The sequence below is a fragment of the Henriciella sp. genome (genome assembly GCF_029936995.1).
GTDB lineage: Bacteria > Pseudomonadota > Alphaproteobacteria > Caulobacterales > Hyphomonadaceae > Henriciella.
Window position 1 is genome coordinate 42,402 of sequence record NZ_JAPYRE010000009.1, and the last position, 19,132, is coordinate 61,533.

Sequence of the window (19,132 nt, forward strand, 5' to 3'; positions counted from 1 at the left end):
TATGGTGAACTGAATGAGTGAGGCAGATACCCGCCGGACGCTGACTTACGCCTTTGCGCGCGACAAGGGCCTCGTCGTCATGTCCGATGAGGGCGACACCATCCAGCTCGGTGTGCGTGCCGGGGCTGACCCGCATGCCATACTAGAGGCGCGGCGTGCGCTCGGCAGGCCACTACGCTTCGAACATGTCGATGCTGCGCGCTTCGAGCGTGAGCTGTCTGAACACTACGCTCGCTCGGCAATCGATGGCGGCGAGACCGAAGCCGCGATGGATGGCGAGGGCGACCTGCATTCGCTGATCGATGAAATCCCGCAGACCGCAGACCTTCTGGACGGCGACGATGATGCGCCTGTCGTGCGCCTCATCAACGGGCTGATCTATGAAGCCGTAAAGCGCCGGGCCTCGGACGTTCACATCGAGCCGCATGAGGACACGCTTGCCGTTCGCTACCGGATTGATGGCGTCCTTCAGGAAGTCCTCACCCCGTCACGTCGGCTCGCCGCGCCGCTGACAAGCCGAGTGAAGGTCATGGCGCGGCTGGATATTGCCGAGAAGCGCATCCCGCAGGACGGGCGCATCTCGCTCTCGATCGGCGGACGCTCCATTGATGTCCGGGTTTCGACGCTGCCGTCGCGCTATGGCGAACGTGTCACGATGCGTCTGCTGGATACGCGCAACGCACTGCTCGGTCTCGATGAGCTCGGCATGGACGAAGACACGCTGGAGCGGTTGCGCAGCGTGCTCGCCCAGCCAAACGGCATCACACTCGTCACCGGCCCAACGGGCTCGGGCAAGACGACGACGCTCTATTCCGCGCTTTCGGTCCTTAATAATGGCCAGCGCAATGTGATGACGCTGGAAGACCCGATCGAATATGGCCTCGAAGGCATCAGCCAGACGCAGATGCATCACAAGGTCGGTCTCACCTTCGCTGCCACGCTGCGTGCCATCCTGCGCCATGATCCGGACGTGGTGATGGTCGGCGAGGTACGTGACCTGGAGACCGCCAAGGTCGCTTTCGAGTTCTCGTCCACCGGCCGGCCAGTCCTGTCGACGGTTCACACCAATAGCGCGGCGGGCGCCATCCAGCGCCTGCGTGACATGGGGATCGAGCCATATGTGCTCGCCGCCACCATGCGTGCCGTCCTGGCTCAGCGCCTCGTCCGCAAGCTGTGTGAGCATTGCAAGACACCTCACGACGCCACTGATGATGAGAAGACAATGTTCGGCCTGCCACTGTCTGAGCATTACCAGTTCTGGCGTCCCCAGGGCTGCATGTCCTGCGCGCAGACCGGCTATGAGGGCCGGCTTGGCGTCTACGAACTCCTCCTCGTCGATCAGGAGATCCGCAGGTTGATCCGTGAGGATGTCTCCGACGACACGCTGGAGGCCCATGCTTTCGCTCAGCACGATACGCTCTTTCGCAATGCGCGCCGCTATGTCGTCGCCGGGGAAACAAGCGTCGAGGAAGTCCTGCGTGTCTGCCGCAAGGATGAGGCCTGAACATGGCCGTCTACGACTATCAGGCTCTCGGGGCGGACGGAAAACGCACTTCCGGCGTCATTACCGCAGACTCGCCGCGCGCGGCCCGCAAGGAATTGCGTCTGCGACAGCTTTCCCCACTGGATGTCAGCGAAAGCCGCAAGGGCAAGTCCGCCACCGCCGTCAGCGGCCATGACCGCAAGCTCTCAGGGGCAGACCTCGTTGTCGCCACCCGCCAGCTCGCGCTTCTCGTAAAGTCCGGCACGCCAGTCGAGGAGGCCATCGGATCTGTCGCTGCCGAAGCCGAAAAGCCGGCCACCCGCAAGGTCTTCATGGGCGTGCGTTCGTCCATCACGGATGGTTATTCCGTTTCCGAAGCGCTCAACAGTGCGCCTAAAGCCTTCCCCGCATTCTACAGGGCTGTGGTCTCGGCAGGCCAGTCCTCCGGGCGGCTGGATGAGGTTCTGGAGCGGCTGGCAACGCACCTGGAAAAATCGCGGAAGATGAAGAACAAGATTCTTTCCGCGCTGATCTATCCCATCGTCCTGAGTGCCATTGCGCTGATCGTGGTCAGCCTGCTGATGATCTTTGTCGTGCCTGCGATTGTCGAACAGTTCGACACGCTCGGGCAGGACCTGCCCTGGCTGACCGAGGCCGTGATCGCGGTATCCACCTTCATGCGCCAGTGGGGTATCGTGGCGGTGCTGGCCCTGATCGCAGCCTTATGGGGGCTGAGGCGTCTCTTCCGGTCGGCGCGTGTGCGTGAAGCCCGCGACCGTTTCATTCTTTCCCTGCCGGTCATCGGCAAGCTTGCGCGCGGCGTGGCGGCTGCTGCTTTTGCCCGCACCTTCGCGACGCTTTCAGCCAGCGGTGCACCTGTGCCGGAATGCCTCGGTGCAGCGCGCAATTCCATGTCGAACGCGGTCTTCCGCAGGTCCGTCACCAGTATCCGCCGCAAGGTGGAAGAGGGCTCGACACTGGCCCGCGCCATGCGCTCGGAGGCGGTCTTCCCGCCCATGCTCCTGCACATGGTCGCCAGTGGGGAGCGCGGCGGGGACCTTGCTGCCATGATGGGCCGGGCGGCTGATTATCTCGAAGACGAGTTCGACAATGCTTCAACCGTCGCCCTCGGCCTGCTGGAACCGATCATGATCGTTTTCCTGGCCGGGATCGTAGCTCTCATAGTCCTCTCGATCATGCTGCCTATCCTGCAGATCAACACGCTTGCCATTGGCTAGAAGGAAAATCCGATGTTCCGCAAACCCATTCCGAAGAAACCCAGAAAAGACGCCGGTTTCACGCTCACGGAGATCATGGTCGTGGTCTTCATCATTGGCCTTTTATCGACCGTGGTCCTGTTCAACGTGCTTGGTGCACGTACTGACGCCCAGGTGAAGACTGCCAGGACGAATGTCTCCGCGCTTACCAACGCGCTGGAGCAGTATAGCCTCGACATGTACGATTACCCGACCACCGAGCAGGGGCTGGACGCCCTGGTCAACGAACCTGCCGGTACCAGCAGCGCGGGCTCCTATCGCAAGGGTGGCTACATCAACAAGGTGCCGATGGACCCGTGGGGACGGCCCTTCGTCTATGAGCGCCCCGGCGATCGTTCCAACAAGCCGTATGATCTCTATTCGCTCGGTGCTGACGGCGAACAGGGTGGCGATGAAGAGAACGCCGACATCGGCAACTGGAACTAGACCACACCGATGCAGGTCCACCGCTCCTTTTCTCCCCAGTCCGGCATGACGCTGGTCGAAGTGCTGCTCGTGATCTTCATCATGGGGCTGGTGGCAGGCGTGGCAGTCACGACATTGCCGGAGCGCGAGTCACCGCAGGAAGAGGCCGTGCGAGAGCTGGGACAAAGCATTCGTACGATTCAGGACCAGTCGGTCCTGACCGGCGACGTGCTCGCCTTGCGAACGGAGAAGGGACGGGTCAGCCTGCTCAGGTGGGATGGCTATGAATGGCAGCCTGCAGAACGCGCTTTCATCGACCTGCCGCAGGCCGTGAATGTCCGGCTCAGCCGGGCCGACGAGCGGCGCACGCGCAACGAAGACGAGGCCCGGATGCTGGTTTTCGACCCGCTTGGCGTTATCGAGCCGATTGATGTCACGATTTCGGCTGGAAAATTCGAGCGGACGCTGAGGATCACTCAGGATGGCGAGGTGGTGCATGACGCCACCGGCTGACACGAACATGCGCCGCAGCAGGAAGCAGGCCGGGTTCAGCCTCGTCGAGACGGTGGCAGCACTCGGGATCCTGTCGCTGGCGGCTGTGCCCCTCATGCAGGTCTCTTCAGAGGCGCTCCAGAATACGGCGCGTCTTGAATCGCGCTTCCTTGCGCGCACGACGGCTGAGAACGTGCTTTCACGGGCGATGGCAGACCCGGAGCAGGTCAGTGCCGGCCAGACGAGCGGGACGGAGACCCAGCTGGGCCGGAATTTCAACTGGACACTGACCGTCTATCCGACCGAACGGCCCCAGCTTTTCCGCCTTGAAGTCACAGTCAGCCAGACAGGGCGTACGCAGACAATTGCCCGCCTCATTACGCTGAAGTCTCAGGTTCAGCCCAAGAGCCAGCCGCAATCCGGTCTGCAATTGAAGGACCTGACGGAATGACGGGGCAGGACGTCCATAAGGGCGAGGGCGGGTTCACGCTCGTCGAGACGCTGGTGGCGCTTCTCATCCTGTCCATGCTGGCTGCGGCGGGCGGGGCATTACTCCTGCGTGCGACGAGTTCGGGCGAACAGCTACGCGAGCGTGAAGCCGAGATGCGCCAGATGGATATTGCGCAGGCCTTTATCCGCAGCGACATCGAGAATGCCGTTCTACGCGCCGTCGAGCCGCCAGAAGGATATGACGGTGCAATGGCGATGGCTGGCGGCGAGACCAACCGTACTGACGCGCTTCTTCGGCTGGTGCGAAATGGCTGGATGAACCCTGGCGGTCTGGCGCGGCGCAGTGACCTGCAGCCTGTCAGCTATGACCTGAATGCTGAGGGAGAGCTTGTCCGCACCGCCTGGATCCGCCCGGATGCGACCCAGTCCACGCCTGTCGCCGAGCGCGTTCTTCTCAACGGGGTCGAGTCTGTCGAGGTGATGTTCTGGCGAGATGGCGAAGCCTCGACATATTGGGAGGGCGGTCCGCAGGCCAATGTCAGGCTCCTGCCGGATCTCATCGAGCTGCGTATCCTGTTTGAACGCGGCCAGGTGATGACGATTGCAGCGCTTGTCGGAGGCGCGGGCTCATGAGGTATCAGCGCAAACAGAATGAGCGTGGTGTTGCCCTCGTCACCGTCCTGATGATCGTCGCAGCGATGTCGACCGTTGCAGTCATGCTTTCGTCTGCCGTGCTTTCCAGTACAAACCGCGCCCGTGCCCTCGATGCAGGCGCACAGGCCGACTGGTTTGCTACAGGTGCCGAGCAGTTTGCAGGTACGGCACTGGAAGAGCTGCTTTCTGCAACAGGGGCTGCACTCTTCGCTGACATGCCGCTTCTGACCCAGCCAATCAGTTTCAACGTGGAAGGCGGGCGCCTCGCCCTGACTGTCGAAGATGCCAGCAATTGCTTCAATCTCAATACATTGAGCAATGCCCGCCATGATGGAGAGGAAGTCACCGCCCAGTCTCCCAGCACCGATTTCCTGAACCTGCTGGAATATGCAGAACTTGAGGGCATCGACTCCGAGCGGCTTGCCTCGGCGCTGATTGACTGGATGGACCCTGACCAGGCGCCCGGGCTGGGCGGCGCAGAGGACAGCTACTATCGCTCGCTCACCCCGCCATACCGCACGGCGGGTCAGCCTTTTGCCAACCTCACCGAACTCTATGCCGTACGCCACGTAACACCGGAACTGGTCGATAAACTCAGACCGCTCGTCTGTGTGCATGAGACTGTCGGTTTCAATGCGCTCAACATCAATACGCTGACTGAGGCGGAAGCCCCCATGCTGGCGCTTGCCATGTCCGGTGCCCTGAGAGTCGATACGGCCCGCGACGTGATCTTCCAGCGCCCGCCCGGTGGATGGGAGAGTGTAGGCGAAATGATGGAACTGCCCGAAATGGCGCAGGTCGCCCCCGATCGCCGCCGCATGGATATGCTGTCGGTGAATTCCAGCCATATTGGCGTCACGGCGGTGATCGAGTATCGCGGGCTGCGCAGGACTTATGAAATCCTGTATGCGCTCGACAAGTCCGGTGGCGTGCATGCGGTACGCAAAGAGCGGAAGGGATAGAATTTGGCCGATCTCTACATCCTGTTACCGGCCCGGCCTGGCGAGACGCCGGTATATGCCTGGCGCTCTGCGGGCGACTGGGAAACAGCGAATGTTGCTCCGGGCGAGCGTTTCGGTCGCGGTGAGAATGCGGTCGCTTTCGTGCCGGGAACGGCCGTCACCCTCCATCACGCTGACATTGTCGCGCGAAAGCCCGCTGAAGCCCGGCAGGTCGCGTTGTTCGCGCTTGAGGATGAATTGGCCGAACCAGTTGATCAGGTCCATGCCGCACCTGGCCCGGCTGTGGCAGAAACCGCGCGGCGTGAGATCCTTATTGCGTCACGCACAGACATGAGGACCTGGACGGCCTGGCTCGCAGAAGCGGGCTATCCGGATGCAGACATCGTTGCGCCGCAATCCTGTCTGCCGGACAGGCGTATGGCGGTAGCTGCGCCGGACGAAATCCTGTTCCGTGTTGATGAGACCGTGTTCGCGCTGGATATCGACACGCCGGGTGACATCGTCCAGTCACTCGCGCCGGATCATCTTGAAGACGTTTACGGAGAGGGGCTTGCACAGGCGTTGGGCATAGAAGCCACCGGGCCGGCCCTGACCAGCCGCAAGGACTGGCTGATCTATCTCTCCGGCCTTCACCATGAAGCTTCGGGTGCTGGTCTCTCCCTTCGTCAGGGTGATTTCGGCGTCCGGCATACCATGACGTTTGAAGGCCTGGCTCGCTGGCGTGTGGCAGGCGCGCTGGCAGCGGCCTGTGCGCTCCTGTGGCTGGGCTCGGTATGGATGGAGACCAGCGCCCTGCGAAACCAGGCGAATGACCTGCGCCAGCAGACAGGCCAGCTCGTTGCGGCTGTCACGCCGGAGGCCAATGGGCAGCTCCCAGCAGCGCTTGAGAGCTTGCGGCGCTCCACAAGGGCCGGGGCATCAGCCCTGCGCCCGACCTATGCCACTGCCGCGCTCTACGAGGCGATTTCACCGGTCGACAATGCCGAGATCCGTTCGCTTCGTTACGATGCCGGTAATGGCCGGCTTACCGCAACGGTGGTCTTCGACAGCTATTCCCAGGCCGACATGATTGGCCAGCGGCTGGAAGAAAGCGGTCTTGCCGTGTCGCTCGGCGAAGCCCGCCAGTCCGGCAACCGGGTCATGGGCGAGCTAGTGATTGAGGGAGCGACATCATGAGCAACTGGTGGCACGCCCTTTCGATACGGGAGAAGGCGCTGATCGCGGCGGCAGGCGGTCTGATGATGCTTGTCGTTGCATGGTATGGCATCATTACCCCATCGCTCGATGCCCGCGCCGAGGCCCGCATGGCCCGCCAGACCGCCGCCAGCGAACTGGCCCAGCTGCAACGTCTCGTCGCGATAGACCGGGCACAGGCCCCGGCCGCACGCGGCTCAGCCAGCGCATCGGCGGCTTCTCTCTCTCCAGACGCCTTCAAGACCCGCGTGACACAGTCAGCCCAGTCCACCGGTCTTGCCATTTCGCGCTTGCAGGGCGGTGGCGCAGTCGCCAACTTTTCCCTGGTCTTCGAGCAGGCCGATGCCCGCCAGTTGTTCTACTGGCTGAATGAGGTCGAGACACGGCTTGGCGGCCAGATTGAACGTCTGACAGTCGATCAGGCCCCTAATGGACGTATCCGCGCGGTTGTCGAAGTCTCGGGAGGCACGTCATGATGCGTTTTCTACTGTTTCTCATCGCATTGATTGCGCTCGTCTGGTTCGCAGCGGCCCAGCTTCCGCTTGGTTTCGTGCTGCGCAAGATGCCGCTGAATGCCATGGGCGTGGAGTGGACCCAGTCCGAAGGCACCGTCTGGAACGGGCGGATCATGGGGGTTTACCTGAATGGCCAGCCGGTTGGCGATGTCGATGTCGCGCTCAAGCCGCTTTCTCTGCTGACACTCGACCCATCCATGGACCTCCAGTGGGGCGGGGCAGGCGGGCGCGGTGCCGGCACCGTGACCGTTCTGGGCAGTGATTCGGTGGAGGTCAGCGATGTGCGCCTCCAGCAAAGCATCTCCTCGCTGGAAAGCCTCTCACCGGACTTGCGCGCGATCGGGGGCACGTTCCGGGTCTCGCAGGCACGTATCCTGATCGAGGGGCAGAGCTGCGAAGCTGCGAGCGGTGAGCTCCAGACCGATACGCTCGCGCTTGCTGCACAGCGATTCGGCAGGCAGTTCTCCAATCTCACCGGCACACTCAGTTGTGAAGACGGCGCGTTCGACCTGAATATGAGCGGTGCGAGCGAAGCTGGCGATTCGCTTGTCATCGACGGGCAGGCGACATTGCAGGGCAGTGCGGCGATCAATGTTTCCGCAAATACGCGCGACAGCGACATAGAGGCCCTGCTTGCCAATGCCGGTTTCTCGCGCGAAGGCGATTCATGGGTTTACCGTCGCACCGCAGAGCCTGCAGGGAGTATCCAGCAATGACACGCCGCAGCAGTTCCGGAATTTCCGTATTGGCCGTTCTACTTGCCGCCCTGGTTGCGGCGTGCTCGTCGCAGCCAGACCCTGTGCCTGAAGTTCCCGAATCAGACGCGACGGCTCCTGCGCCTGCGACATCGCAGACATCAGACCTTCTGCCGGCGGTGAATGCGGTGCCCGAATCAGGGCTTGGGCCGCAGAATCTCGAATCAGGTCAGTGCGGCCTGTTCATCTGGAACAAGACAGCACCGGACCAGTTCATCTTCTTCGCCAGGTCCCAGACCGGGCAGGCGACATTCAAGGTCGGCGGTGAGACTGTCACCGGCACGCAGATCATCAATCGCGGCAGCATTTTCGGCGAGTTCATGACCGAACAGGGATATACCGCCCCGGATGGCGCGCAGGTCGTGCTGAATGTCAGGCCGGGCCAGGTGCTTCAGGGCGGCCAGCGTATCGAAGGCGGGCGCATGACCATCACCACCACTGAAGGCTGGCGCACTGTCATCCCCGTGCTCGGCGTACGTGCCTGCCAGCCCTGAGAGGGCTGTGAACTCTGTCATTATTCGGGAAAGTTCGCTGGCTCCGCGAGTAGGACTCGAACCTACGACCGGGCGATTAACAGTCGCCTGCTCTACCAACTGAGCTATCGCGGATCACCTGCGAGACGGCTCCAATAGCAAAGGAGACGCTGGTGTCAAACGCCCTTATGCAGGCGGCTGACAAAAAAATGGCGGGAGCAGTACTCCCGCCGAGGCGTTGGGTGATGGTGGGTGTCTCCAAAGAAGACAGGATCATGTATGAGTCGGAATGGTTAATGCCGCGTAAACTATATCGCTGAAGTTTGAGCGCACAGCTTCAGGAGCCCGTGATGACGGGCTTGTGGCGTAAACAGTTTTCCGGAAGGTTTAATTGTCTGGAGGCCCCGCCCGGAATCGAACCGGGGTACACGGATTTGCAATCCGCTGCGTCACCACTCCGCCACAGGGCCCTCACCAGAGCGAGGCGGACAGATAGCAGCCGCTTTCAATGCTTGCAATCGCCTAAAGCGGCGTTTCTCACATATGGTCACATTGCAAGCATCATCACGCTGGGATATTGGCGTCTCACAGGATGAGCCAGACAGCCGGGAAAGGGCAAAGGGGCGATGGACTTTACGAAGATGCGCCAGATCATGGTGGATTCGCAGATCCGCCCGAATGATGTCACGGAGGCGGAGATCGTCTCTGCCTTTCTGCGTGTGCCACGTGAGGCTTTCGTGCCAAAGCCCGAGCAGTCGATCGCCTATGCTGAATACGAGATCGAGACGAGTGACGGGCGCGCCCTCTGGACCCCGCGCGATCTCGGCAAGATGATATCCGAGCTGGAGCCGGAGCCTTCCGATATCGCCCTGGTGATCGGGGCAGGGGCTGGCTATGAGACGGCGCTTCTGGCCCGTCTCGTCGAGACGGTCATCGCGCTTGAGGATGATGAGGCGCTTGTCGATGAAATGACCACCCGTTTCGGTTCGCTCGGGATTGACCGGGCCGTGGCCGTTCAGGGCGATCTCAAGAAGGGGCTGCCGGACCAGGGGCCGTTCGACATCATACTCGTCTGCGGCATGATCGAGGAAGCGCCTGAAGCATGGTTCAACCAGCTGGCAGAGGGCGGGCGTCTCGGTGTGGCTGTGCCTGTCGGCCGGGATCTTGGCCGGGGCCGTGTCTATACAAAATCCGGCGATATTGTTTCTTATCGCGATGCGTTCGATGCCTGTCCGCCCCGGCTTCCCGGTTTCAGGAAGAAGCCATCCTTCACGTTCTGATTCGCAGTGGGTTTCCGCGAAGAGAGCCATTGATCTGAACGCAATTCAGTAAGTGAACACTGTTCACTCGCCACTTCTTCATGTTATGACAGCATGATAATAGAGAAGGGGAGCGAGATGAAAAGCGGTTACGCCCTCTATGCTGGCCTGCTGTTTGCGGCAGCCGCATTTGCCGGTTCGGCCGGTGCAGACACGCTGCGGGATGCCCTGACAGCCGCATGGCTTAACAATCCCGGCCTCGAGCAGGAACGCGATGCCGCCGATATTGCCGATGAGCGCATAAACCAGGCTCGTGCGCTTCGCCGTCCCAGCGTCGACCTGCTTGGTGGATACGCCTACCAGTCCATCGACTCCAACCGGCCCTTTGCCTTCAATCTCGGTGACCGGCCGGTCGCTTCCGCGCAGATCGAGACACGCCTTCCCGTTTACACCGGTGGACGCATCAATGCCGGCATCCGCCAGGCAGAAGCAGGTGCACTGGCTGCGGGCGCACAGCTCGACAGTGCCGGTCAGGCGCTGCTGCTTGATACGGTCACGGCCTATGTCGATATCCTGCGGGACAGGGAAGTCATCGGAATTCGGGAAAGCAGCATAGAGCTCCTGTCCGGCCAGCTCGTTCAGTCACGGGACCGGTTCGATGTGGGGGATGTCACGCGCACCGATGTTGCGCTTTCCGAGGCCCGTCTCGAAGGAGGACGCGCCCAGCTCGCTGCGGCAGAAGCCCAGCTTGAGGGAAGTCTCGCCGTCTATGGCTTCCTGACAGGCCAGGAGCCTGGCCCGCTGGCTCCAGTGCCGCCTGCACCGGACCTGCCGGACAGTTTTGAAGCGGCCCTTGCTGTAGCACTGGAGTCCAATCCGGACATCAGGGCCGCCCGGCATGCCGAGCAGGCCGCCCGTGAAGGCGTTGAAGCAGCCCGCGGCGCCTTGCGCCCGGACGTCTCGCTTGTCGCGCGGGCCGGCGTTGAGGAATATCACACTGAAGGCTTTACCGACACGAGCGTCGTTGCAGGAGCACAGGCGACCATCCCCCTCTATGCAGGGGGCGCGAATACCTCGGCCCTGCGGGAAGCGCGGCTCTCACGCAGCCAGGCCCGGTCACAGGTCACACAGCTCCAGCGGGGTATCCGCACCCGCATCGCACGGGCCTGGTATGCCCACGAAGCCGCCCGCCGTGCGGTTGCGGCTTCAGAGCGTCAGGTCGAGGCCGCGGAAATTGCCTATCAGGGCGCACAGGATGAGTTGACTGTCGGCGTGCGCACGACCCTCGACGTGCTTGACCAGGAGCAGGAGTTGCTTGAAGCGCGCCTGTCACTGGCGACAGCTGAGCGGGACCGCTACGTCGCAGCCCATCAGTTACTGGCTGCGATGGGGCAATTGACCCCGGCCCGGCTAGGCCTTTCGGTGCCTGGCAGATGAAGTGAGGTGCACAGCTGCGGCGAATCCGGCATAACATCTCATTAACCGACGCAATATAGCCCGTCAGACAAGACATTATTACCTTCTGGAGCTGGGAATGGCCGAAAAAGCGCAAGAAGAACCAACCATGGAGGAAATCCTCGCCTCCATCAGGAAGATCATCTCTGACGAAGGCGGTGACGCAACTCAGGAAACTTCTGCTCAGGCGAATGAAGGGTCCGAGCCGGCCAATTCTGAGCCGACGTCTGTTTCCGTCAGCATGACGGATGATGACGATTTTGACGATCTCTCGCTGGATGATGTCATCGAGAAGACGGGCGGAGATGTCGAATCGCTCGGCCGGGACAGCGGCGATGATCTCGATCCCATTAGCGGGATGCAGCCCGAGACACAGGTGTCTGCCGAACCGGGCGCGTCGATGTTCGACGATACCGACGATTCCAGCGATATGCTTCACCTGGGTGAAAGCCAGAAGATTCATGAGGACACGTCTGGCGATCTCGAAGACTTCGATTTCGGCACAGGCGATGACGGCATGGACAGCTTCATGGAGCCCGCCGAGGAGGAGGTTGCCTCCTTCGATGAGCCGTCTGCAGACTGGGATACGGGACTGCCGGAAACCCCGGAAGCTGTCGAGCCCACCACTGTGGTACCCGAGCCTGAGCCCGTTCATGAACCCGAGCCTGCAGCTGCGGCCCCACAGCCTGAGCCGTCATATGCCTCAGCAACCCAGACAGCCGCCCGCTCAAGCGATGGCCTGACCGACGAGCGGATCGCGGGTGCGGCGGCCAGCGCGCTTGGCAAGCTGATGGTCAAGCAGTCGCGTACCGAAGAGGATGAAGGCGACCCGAATACGCTTGAAGGGCTGCTCAAGGAAATGCTGCGGCCGATGATCAAGGAATGGCTCGACGCCAACCTGCCGGCGATCGTCGAGCGCAAGGTGGAAGAAGAAGTACAGCGTATCGCCCGCATGGCGCGCTAGACCCTCGTTCCAACCTTGATATAGAGACGAGGCGCGCCCGCAACGGCGCGCCTTTTGTTTGTGACTACTGATGATGGACTGACTTCAAAATGCTCGATCAACGCTTCGATCCGCAGGGCGCCGAGGGGCGCATCTATGAGCGCTGGGAGGAAGCAGGCTGCTTCCGGCCATCTGGCGATACGAGCGCTGAGGCCTATTCCATCGTTATCCCGCCACCCAACGTCACCGGCGTGCTGCACATGGGCCATGCGCTCAACAACACGCTTCAGGACGTGCTGGTCCGTTTCGAGCGTATGCGCGGCAAGAATGTCCGCTGGCAGCCGGGCACCGATCATGCCGGGATTGCCACGCAGATGGTGGTCGAACGCCAGCTTGCTGCCGATGGCAAGAATGAGAGCCGCGCCAGCCTTGGCCGCGAGAACTTCATTGAGCGTGTCTGGCAATGGAAAGAGCAGTCCGGCGGCCAGATCATCAACCAGCTCAAACGTCTCGGTGCTTCCTGCGACTGGGAAAATGAGCGCTTCACCATGGGCAAGCGTGATGACCCGTCTGACCAGATGCAGGCGGCTGTCCGCAAGGTCTTTGTCGATCTATATGAGCAGGGCCTTATCTATCGCGACAAGCGGCTGGTGAACTGGGATCCGCATTTCCAGACCGCTATTTCCGATCTCGAGGTCGAGCAGAAGGAAGTCCAGGGCAAGTTCTGGCACCTGCGCTATCCGCTGGCCGACGGCGTGACCTATGAACACCCGCTCAAGGACGAGGACGGCAATGTCACCGGCCACGAGACGCGCGACTATATCGTCGTCGCCACGACCCGGCCGGAGACCATGCTGGGTGATACCGGCGTCGCCGTTCACCCCGATGATGAGCGCTATGCGCCGCTGGTCGGCAAGTTTGTGGACCTGCCGATCGTCAACCGCCGCATCCCGATCGTCGCGGATGAACACGCCGATCCGGAGAAGGGCTCCGGCGCTGTGAAGATCACGCCTGCGCATGACTTCAACGACTTCCAGGTCGGTGAGCGCGCGGGCCTTCCGCGTCTGAACATTCTCGATTCGGTGGCCGCCATCGTCGAGGGTGCAGAGGCCGACGCAGCCGCCATCCCGGCAGGTTATCGCGGGCTTGACCGTTTCGCCGCGCGCAAGAAGGTAGAGGAAGATTTCGAGGCGCTCGAATTGCTGGTTGAGATCGAGGACATGAAGGTCGAGCAGCCTTTCGGGGACCGTTCCGGCGTCGTCATTGAGCCGTGGCTCACCGACCAGTGGTATGTGAACGCCGAGGAGCTTGCCAGGCCCGCCATCGCCGCAGTGCGTGAAGGCAAGACGAAGTTCGTGCCGGAGAACTGGACGAAAACCTATTATAACTGGATGGACAACATCCAGCCCTGGTGCATCTCCCGCCAGTTGTGGTGGGGCCACCGCATCCCGTGCTGGTATGCCGATGATGGCGAGTATTTCGTTGCCGAAGATGAAGTGAAGGCTAAGGCCAAGGCCCAGAACTATTACGGCCACCCGATCAATCTCCGCCAGGACGAGGATGTCCTTGACACCTGGTTCTCTTCCGCGCTCTGGCCCTTCTCGACGCAGGGCTGGCCGGAAGACACAGAAGCGCTGAAGCAGTATTACCCGACCAGCGTGCTCGTCACCGCGTTCGACATCATCTTTTTCTGGGTCGCCCGGATGATGATGATGGGCATTCACTTCATGGACGAAGTGCCCTTCCACGATGTCTACATTCACGCCCTCGTTCTCGACGAGAAGGGCCAAAAGATGTCGAAGTCCAAGGGCAATGCCATGGACCCGCTGGAGCTTGTCGACAATTACGGTGCCGACGCCCTGCGCTTTACCTTCGCGCGGCAGGCCGCACAGGGGCGCAATATCCGCCTCTCGCCGCAGGCTGTCGAAGGCTATCGCAACTTCACGACCAAGCTCTGGAACGCGGCCCGCTTTGCGGAAATGAACGAATGCGAGTTCGGCCACGATCTCAAGCCTGGTGACCTTAAGCTCCCGCTTAACCGCTGGATTGCTGCCGAGCTCTCCAAAGCCGAGAAGGCTGTCACTGCTGGGCTTGAATCCTACAAGTTCAACGAGGCCGCCGACGCGCTCTACCAGTTCATCTGGAACGTGCTCTGTGACTGGTACATCGAGCTTATCAAGCCGGTCATGAATGGCGAGGATGAGGCGGCGAAGGCCGAGACCCGCAAGGCCTGTGGCTGGGTGATCGACCAGACGCTGAAGCTGCTGCACCCGTTTGCGCCCTTCGTCACCGAAGCCCTCTGGGAGCAGACCGAGCAGGCCGGACGCAAACGCCCCGGCTTCGTGATGCTTCAGGACTGGCCGGCCTTTGGTGATGCCTGGGACGATGCAGACGCTGAAGCCGAGCTTGGCTGGGTGCTGGAGAAGGTCTCCGAAATCCGTTCCACACGTGCCGTCCTGAACGTGCCCGCCGGCTCGCAGGTGCCTGCTGCACTGGTCGGCGCCTCCGAGACCGTGAAGGGCTGGGCGAAAGAGAATGAGACCCCGATCCGCCAGCTCGCCCGCCTGTCGGAGCTGAAACTGCTGGATGAAAAGCCCGCCCGCGCGGTGACCATCGCGTCGGGCGAGGAAACCATCGCGCTTGAAATCCTCGAATTCATCGACCCGGCAGCAGAAATCGCCCGGCTCGACAAGGAAATGGCCAAACTCGAAAAGGATATTGGCGGGACTGAGAAAAAGCTCGCTAATGAGAATTTTGTTGCCAAGGCACCGCCTGAAATCGTGGAAGAAAACCGCGAGCGGATCAGGGACTGGTCGGCCACCCTTGCAAAACTCACCTCGGCGCGGGAACAATTGGCCTCACTCAGCTAGTTTCTGGAGGCTCAATTGACCCGCGCGCTATTTGGATTTCTGCTTTCGCTTATGATTGTCTCAACCGGGCCGGTTGCCCACGCCCAGACAGAAAGCGAGACGCCCGAATGGCGCATTGTCATTCATGGCGGGGCAGGCGTCATCACGCGTGACAAGCTCACAGATGAGCAGGAAGCCGCCTACAACGCCGCGCTTGAAGTCTCCCTCAAGGCAGGCAGCGATGTGCTGCGTGAGGGTGGCAGTGCGGTGGACGCTGTCCAGGCTGCCGTTCTAACAATGGAAGACGATGCGCTGTTCAATTCAGGCCATGGGGCGGTCATGACGGCAGCGCATGAGCATGAGCTGGATGCCTCCATCATGGACGGGAAAAACCGCGATGCCGGGTCTGTGGCAGGCGTGAAACACGTGAAGAACCCGATTCTCGCGGCCCGCGCCGTCATGGACCAGTCCGAACATGTGATGTTCGCCGGGCAGGGCGCTGACGATTTCGCAGAATCCGTCGGGCTTGAGACGGTCGAGAATTCCTATTTTACGACAGAACGGCGCAAGAAGGCGCTGGAGCGGGTTCTGGATACGCAAAGTCGCGAAGATGCCGACCGGCACGGTACCGTTGGTGCGGTCGCGCTCGACAAGGATGGCAATATCGCTGCGGCAACGACGACCGGCGGCATGACAGCCAAGGCACCGGGCCGTATCGGCGATTCCCCGCTCATCGGCGCGGCGACCTATGCCCAGAACGATGTTTGCGCCGTTTCGGCCACCGGCCACGGCGAGTATTTCATCCGCGTCGGCGTTGCCAAGACGATCTGTACCCGTGTTGAACTGGCCGGTGACAGCATTGCCGGGGCCGCAGAGAATGCACTTGGTCAGGTCGCAGAGCTCGGCGGAGATGGCGGTGTTATCGTCATGGGCGGTGACGGCCAGTACGCTTACGTCTTCAATACGGCCGGCATGTATCGCGGTATGAGCGATTCCACGGGCGCGATGGAAACAGCGATTTTCGAGGCTGAAGACTAGAGGGAGACACCTGATGAAGAAGGTCGGGCTCGGTCGCACAGGCGCAGAGATCGCGCCGCTTGTCTTCGGCGGGAATGTCTTCGGCTGGACGGCTGATGAGCCGACGAGTTTTGAACTGCTCGACGCCTTTCTTGATCGTGGTTTCAATGCTGTCGACAGCGCCAATATCTACACCCGTTTCATTCCCGGCAATCAGGGCGGGGAGTCCGAGACGGTCATTGGCAACTGGCTCGCCAGCCGCAAGCGCCGTGAAGATCTGTTTCTCATCACCAAGGTTGGTGGCGATATGGGAGACGGCAAGCAGGGTCTGAAAGCTGACCAGATCGTCGCGCGCTGTGAGGAGTCGCTTAAACGCCTGAAGACAGATTACATAGATCTCTACTTCTCCCATTTTCCTGATCCGGACACACCTATCGGGGAAACTCTGGAAGGCCATTATCGTCTCGTAAAGGACGGCAAGGTGCGGTTCGTCGGCGGGTCGAACTATGATGCCAGCCAGCTCAAACAGGCGCTCGAGGCCGGCCGGGAAGAAGGCCGCGCCACCTATGATGTGCTCCAGCCGCACTACAACCTGATGACGCGCGATGCCTTCGAAGGCGATCTGGAAGCCCTCTGCTTCGATGAGAATCTCGGTGTCATTCCGTATTTCGCCCTCGCCATGGGCTTTCTGACGGGCAAGTACCGGAGTAAGGCCGATCTCGACAAGAGCCCGCGCGGGCGGCGTATGGCGGACTGGTTTACAGACCGGAACATGGCACTGCTTGGCGCGATGGAGGAGGTCGCCCATGCCCATGACGCGACGATGGCGCAGGTGGCGCTCGCCTGGCTGATGGCGAAACCGTCGGTCACCGCGCCTATCGCCAGCGCGACGAAGATGGACCAGTTGAACGACATCATGGGCGCCGCCGAGCTGCGCCTGTCCGCAGAAGAGATGACCAAGCTTGATGCCGCCTGAAGCCAGAACCGGCGATTTTATCCTGCGTGATGCCACGCCAGACGATCTTGATGCGCTGGTCGCGCTCTCGCGCAAGACGTTCACCGACAAGTTCGGCCATATCTACAGACCAGAAGATCTCGCGATCTTTCTGGAGGAAGATCATGGACCGGGCTTCTATGAGCAGGTTCTGGTAAAGCCGGATACGCTGGTGCGCGTTGCTGAAACCGGGACCGGCAGTCTCGGTGCTTATCTCGTCTGTGGCCCGCTGACCCTGCCAGCTGAGGACCCGGCCCCCGGCGCGGTCGAACTCAAGCGTCTCTATGTTGATGCACCCTTACAGGGCAGGGGGCTTGGCAGCCGTTTCACAGATGAGGCGTTCGGCTGGGCGAGGGCGAAACAGGCCGGCGAAATGTATCTCAGCGTCTTCTCGGAGAATTATGGCGCGCAACGGCTGTATGATCGCCTCGGCTTCGAGAAGATCGCAGAATTCTGGTTTCCGGTTGGCGAGCACCGTGATCTCGAATTCCTGATGCGCAAGACCTTCTGATCCAGGGTTAGTGTCATCCATGGCCTGATTCTGACCCACTGGTGTACCGTCACCACACCACCGTCACACCATAAAAAGCATGCCTGTATCCGACTCTATCCGGTCTGATGTTTTTGGGGCAAAATCTTGCGCAAACCCCTAGCCCGAGATGCATCTGCGCCCTATGCAGGCCCTTGAAGTCAAGAAGAATGGAAGAAGCTGCCATGAGCAAGACCTGGGACAAGTCACGCCTGCCGTCGCGCCACGTCACAGAAGGCCCGGAGCGCTCCCCGCACCGGAGCTATTATTACGCAATGGGGCTGTCGACCAAGGACATTCAGAAGCCGTTTGTGGGCGTTGCTTCCTGCTGGAATCAGGCCGCTCCGTGTAATACAGCGCTGATGCGCCAGGCGCAGGCGGTATCCGAAGGCGTCAAGGAAGCCGATGGCACACCACGCGAGTTCTGCACCATCACCGTCACGGACGGCATCGCCATGGGCCATGAGGGCATGCGTTCATCGCTGGTTTCGCGCGAAACGATTGCCGACTCTGTCGAACTCACCATCCGTGGGCACAGCTATGACGCGCTGGTAGGCGTTGCCGGTTGTGACAAGTCGCTGCCAGGCATGATGATGTCGATGCTGCGCCTCAATGTGCCATCTGTCTTTCTCTATGGTGGGTCGATCCTGCCGGGCCGTTTTGAGGGGCGCGACGTCACCGTTGTCGATATCTTCGAGGCCGTTGGCGCGCATGCTGCAGGCAGCAATGACATGACAGACGAAAAGCTCCATGCGCTTGAAAAGCTGGCCTGTCCGGGCGAGGGCGCATGCGGCGGGCAGTTTACAGCCAATACGATGGCCTGCGTTTCAGAAGCCATTGGCCTGGCCCTGCCGCTCTCATCGGCCCTGCCAGCGCCTTACAGGGATCGCGACGAATATGCTGTCGAATCCGGGCGTGCTGTGATGCGCCTGATAGAACAGAACCTGCGTCCGCGCGATATCTGTACCCGTGAGGCGTTTGAGAACGCAGCTGTCGTGGTTGCCGCAACAGGCGGCTCGACGAATGCTGCCCTTCACTTGCCGGCCATGGCGCATGAGTGCGGGGTCAAGTTTGAGCTGAAAGACGTGGCCGAAATATTCCAGAAGACACCTTACATTGCTTCGCTCAAACCCGGCGGCGAGTATGTCGCAAAGGATTTCGGTGAGGCCGGTGGCGTGCCCATGCTCATGAAAACCCTTTACGAAGAAGGCTTTATCCACGGCGACTGCATGACGGTTACGGGTAAGACGTGGGCCGAGCAGCTTGAAGATGTCACCTGGGACCCGTCCCAGAAAGTCATGAAACCGGCCAGCGATCCGATTACGAAAACCGGCGGTGTTGTCGGTCTCTGGGGCTCGCTCGCGCCGGATGGGGCAATTGTGAAAGTTGCCGGCCTGTCGAACCTTCAGTTCCGTGGGCCTGCCCG

General features: G+C 61.1%; 19 protein-coding genes and 2 tRNA genes. 19 read left to right on the top strand and 2 right to left on the bottom strand.

From position 1 onward, the window contains the following. The first annotated feature begins 13 nt into the window (after nt 1–13). From gspE to Q1K31_RS15630, 11 genes are read left to right on the top strand one after another with little or no spacing between them, the layout of a single operon-like run. Entirely contained in the window at nt 14–1,504 is a 1,491-nt protein-coding gene (gspE, locus tag Q1K31_RS15580) for a type II secretion system ATPase GspE (protein ID WP_300381583.1), read from the top strand. A 2-nt stretch (nt 1,505–1,506) separates the two neighbouring features. Beyond that, entirely contained in the window at nt 1,507–2,721 is a 1,215-nt protein-coding gene (gspF, locus tag Q1K31_RS15585) for a type II secretion system inner membrane protein GspF (protein ID WP_300381586.1), read from the top strand. A 12-nt stretch (nt 2,722–2,733) separates the two neighbouring features. Further along, on the top strand, nt 2,734–3,186 hold the full coding sequence (gene gspG / locus Q1K31_RS15590) for a type II secretion system major pseudopilin GspG (RefSeq protein WP_300381589.1): 453 nt from the start codon (nt 2,734–2,736) through the stop codon (nt 3,184–3,186). 9 nt (nt 3,187–3,195) lie between these two features. Next, on the top strand, nt 3,196–3,678 hold the full coding sequence (locus Q1K31_RS15595; RefSeq protein WP_300381591.1) for a prepilin-type N-terminal cleavage/methylation domain-containing protein: 483 nt from the start codon (nt 3,196–3,198) through the stop codon (nt 3,676–3,678). Beyond that, nucleotides 3,662–4,108, top strand: coding sequence for a type II secretion system minor pseudopilin GspI (gspI, locus tag Q1K31_RS15600; protein WP_300381594.1), 447 nt, complete (start codon nt 3,662–3,664; stop codon nt 4,106–4,108). The genes Q1K31_RS15595 and gspI overlap by 17 nt, the downstream gene beginning before the upstream one ends. Then, on the top strand, nt 4,105–4,740 hold the full coding sequence (gene gspJ, locus Q1K31_RS15605; protein ID WP_300381597.1) for a type II secretion system minor pseudopilin GspJ: 636 nt from the start codon (nt 4,105–4,107) through the stop codon (nt 4,738–4,740). Before gspI ends, gspJ begins: the two co-directional genes overlap by 4 nt. Then, nucleotides 4,737–5,723: a type II secretion system minor pseudopilin GspK gene (gene gspK, locus Q1K31_RS15610; RefSeq protein WP_300381600.1), complete on the top strand. Its 987-nt coding sequence runs from the start codon at nt 4,737–4,739 to the stop codon at nt 5,721–5,723. Before gspJ ends, gspK begins: the two co-directional genes overlap by 4 nt. A 3-nt stretch (nt 5,724–5,726) precedes the next feature. Then, nucleotides 5,727–6,899 carry a type II secretion system protein GspL gene (gene gspL, locus Q1K31_RS15615; protein WP_300381603.1) on the top strand — a complete coding sequence of 391 codons (1,173 nt, stop codon included), beginning with the start codon at nt 5,727–5,729 and terminating at the stop codon, nt 6,897–6,899. Beyond that, nucleotides 6,896–7,393, top strand: coding sequence for a type II secretion system protein GspM (gspM, locus tag Q1K31_RS15620; RefSeq protein ID WP_300381605.1), 498 nt, complete (start codon nt 6,896–6,898; stop codon nt 7,391–7,393). Before gspL ends, gspM begins: the two co-directional genes overlap by 4 nt. Beyond that, nucleotides 7,390–8,148 carry a type II secretion system protein N gene (gene gspN / locus Q1K31_RS15625; RefSeq protein WP_300381608.1) on the top strand — a complete coding sequence of 253 codons (759 nt, stop codon included), beginning with the start codon at nt 7,390–7,392 and terminating at the stop codon, nt 8,146–8,148. The genes gspM and gspN overlap by 4 nt, the downstream gene beginning before the upstream one ends. Next, nucleotides 8,145–8,681, top strand: a complete 537-nt coding sequence (locus tag Q1K31_RS15630; protein WP_300381611.1) for a hypothetical protein — start codon at nt 8,145–8,147, stop codon at nt 8,679–8,681. The genes gspN and Q1K31_RS15630 overlap by 4 nt, the downstream gene beginning before the upstream one ends. Before the next feature lie 38 nt (nt 8,682–8,719). Here the strand turns inward: Q1K31_RS15630 and Q1K31_RS15635 are convergent. Then, nucleotides 8,720–8,795: transfer RNA gene (locus tag Q1K31_RS15635), tRNA-Asn, on the bottom strand. A 261-nt stretch (nt 8,796–9,056) separates the two neighbouring features. Then, nucleotides 9,057–9,130, bottom strand: a tRNA-Cys gene (locus tag Q1K31_RS15640). Nucleotides 9,131–9,286: 156 nt separating this feature from the next. On the opposite strand from Q1K31_RS15640, the gene Q1K31_RS15645 reads away from it, so the two are divergent. The 8 genes from Q1K31_RS15645 to Q1K31_RS15680 all read left to right on the top strand — a co-directional run. Continuing rightward, nucleotides 9,287–9,940 carry a protein-L-isoaspartate O-methyltransferase gene (locus Q1K31_RS15645; protein WP_300381613.1) on the top strand — a complete coding sequence of 218 codons (654 nt, stop codon included), beginning with the start codon at nt 9,287–9,289 and terminating at the stop codon, nt 9,938–9,940. A gap of 117 nt (nt 9,941–10,057) precedes the next feature. Continuing rightward, nucleotides 10,058–11,356, top strand: coding sequence for a TolC family outer membrane protein (locus Q1K31_RS15650; RefSeq protein WP_300381616.1), 1,299 nt, complete (start codon nt 10,058–10,060; stop codon nt 11,354–11,356). A gap of 97 nt (nt 11,357–11,453) precedes the next feature. Further along, nucleotides 11,454–12,338, top strand: coding sequence for a DUF2497 domain-containing protein (locus Q1K31_RS15655; RefSeq protein ID WP_300381619.1), 885 nt, complete (start codon nt 11,454–11,456; stop codon nt 12,336–12,338). Between the two features lie 89 nt (nt 12,339–12,427). Next, the gene (locus Q1K31_RS15660; RefSeq protein ID WP_300381622.1) at nt 12,428–15,187 is read left to right on the top strand and encodes a valine--tRNA ligase; all 2,760 of its coding nucleotides are present in this window, start codon (nt 12,428–12,430) and stop codon (nt 15,185–15,187) included. A gap of 51 nt (nt 15,188–15,238) precedes the next feature. Further along, nucleotides 15,239–16,204: an isoaspartyl peptidase/L-asparaginase family protein gene (locus tag Q1K31_RS15665; RefSeq protein ID WP_367187597.1), complete on the top strand. Its 966-nt coding sequence runs from the start codon at nt 15,239–15,241 to the stop codon at nt 16,202–16,204. A 13-nt stretch (nt 16,205–16,217) separates the two neighbouring features. Further along, the gene (locus tag Q1K31_RS15670; RefSeq protein WP_300381626.1) at nt 16,218–17,159 is read left to right on the top strand and encodes an aldo/keto reductase; all 942 of its coding nucleotides are present in this window, start codon (nt 16,218–16,220) and stop codon (nt 17,157–17,159) included. Then, entirely contained in the window at nt 17,149–17,688 is a 540-nt protein-coding gene (locus Q1K31_RS15675; RefSeq protein WP_300381629.1) for an N-acetyltransferase, read from the top strand. The genes Q1K31_RS15670 and Q1K31_RS15675 overlap by 11 nt, the downstream gene beginning before the upstream one ends. Nucleotides 17,689–17,891: 203 nt before the next feature. Further along, a partial coding sequence (locus Q1K31_RS15680; protein WP_300381632.1) for a dihydroxy-acid dehydratase occupies nt 17,892–19,132 on the top strand: 1,241 nt, incomplete at its 3' end.

What these genes read in the sequence shown, in the direction of transcription:
- gspE (WP_300381583.1), top strand. Translation starts at nt 14, where the DNA reads ATGAGTGAGGCAGATACCCGCCGGACGCTGACTTACGCCTTTGCGCGC.
- gspF (WP_300381586.1), top strand. Translation starts at nt 1,507, where the DNA reads ATGGCCGTCTACGACTATCAGGCTCTCGGGGCGGACGGAAAACGCACT.
- gspG (WP_300381589.1), top strand. Translation starts at nt 2,734, where the DNA reads ATGTTCCGCAAACCCATTCCGAAGAAACCCAGAAAAGACGCCGGTTTC.
- Q1K31_RS15595 (WP_300381591.1), top strand. Translation starts at nt 3,196, where the DNA reads ATGCAGGTCCACCGCTCCTTTTCTCCCCAGTCCGGCATGACGCTGGTC.
- gspI (WP_300381594.1), top strand. Translation starts at nt 3,662, where the DNA reads ATGACGCCACCGGCTGACACGAACATGCGCCGCAGCAGGAAGCAGGCC.
- gspJ (WP_300381597.1), top strand. Translation starts at nt 4,105, where the DNA reads ATGACGGGGCAGGACGTCCATAAGGGCGAGGGCGGGTTCACGCTCGTC.
- gspK (WP_300381600.1), top strand. Translation starts at nt 4,737, where the DNA reads ATGAGGTATCAGCGCAAACAGAATGAGCGTGGTGTTGCCCTCGTCACC.
- gspM (WP_300381605.1), top strand. Translation starts at nt 6,896, where the DNA reads ATGAGCAACTGGTGGCACGCCCTTTCGATACGGGAGAAGGCGCTGATC.
- gspN (WP_300381608.1), top strand. Translation starts at nt 7,390, where the DNA reads ATGATGCGTTTTCTACTGTTTCTCATCGCATTGATTGCGCTCGTCTGG.
- Q1K31_RS15630 (WP_300381611.1), top strand. Translation starts at nt 8,145, where the DNA reads ATGACACGCCGCAGCAGTTCCGGAATTTCCGTATTGGCCGTTCTACTT.
- Q1K31_RS15645 (WP_300381613.1), top strand. Translation starts at nt 9,287, where the DNA reads ATGGACTTTACGAAGATGCGCCAGATCATGGTGGATTCGCAGATCCGC.
- Q1K31_RS15650 (WP_300381616.1), top strand. Translation starts at nt 10,058, where the DNA reads ATGAAAAGCGGTTACGCCCTCTATGCTGGCCTGCTGTTTGCGGCAGCC.
- Q1K31_RS15655 (WP_300381619.1), top strand. Translation starts at nt 11,454, where the DNA reads ATGGCCGAAAAAGCGCAAGAAGAACCAACCATGGAGGAAATCCTCGCC.
- Q1K31_RS15660 (WP_300381622.1), top strand. Translation starts at nt 12,428, where the DNA reads ATGCTCGATCAACGCTTCGATCCGCAGGGCGCCGAGGGGCGCATCTAT.
- Q1K31_RS15665 (WP_367187597.1), top strand. Translation starts at nt 15,239, where the DNA reads ATGATTGTCTCAACCGGGCCGGTTGCCCACGCCCAGACAGAAAGCGAG.
- Q1K31_RS15670 (WP_300381626.1), top strand. Translation starts at nt 16,218, where the DNA reads ATGAAGAAGGTCGGGCTCGGTCGCACAGGCGCAGAGATCGCGCCGCTT.
- Q1K31_RS15675 (WP_300381629.1), top strand. Translation starts at nt 17,149, where the DNA reads ATGCCGCCTGAAGCCAGAACCGGCGATTTTATCCTGCGTGATGCCACG.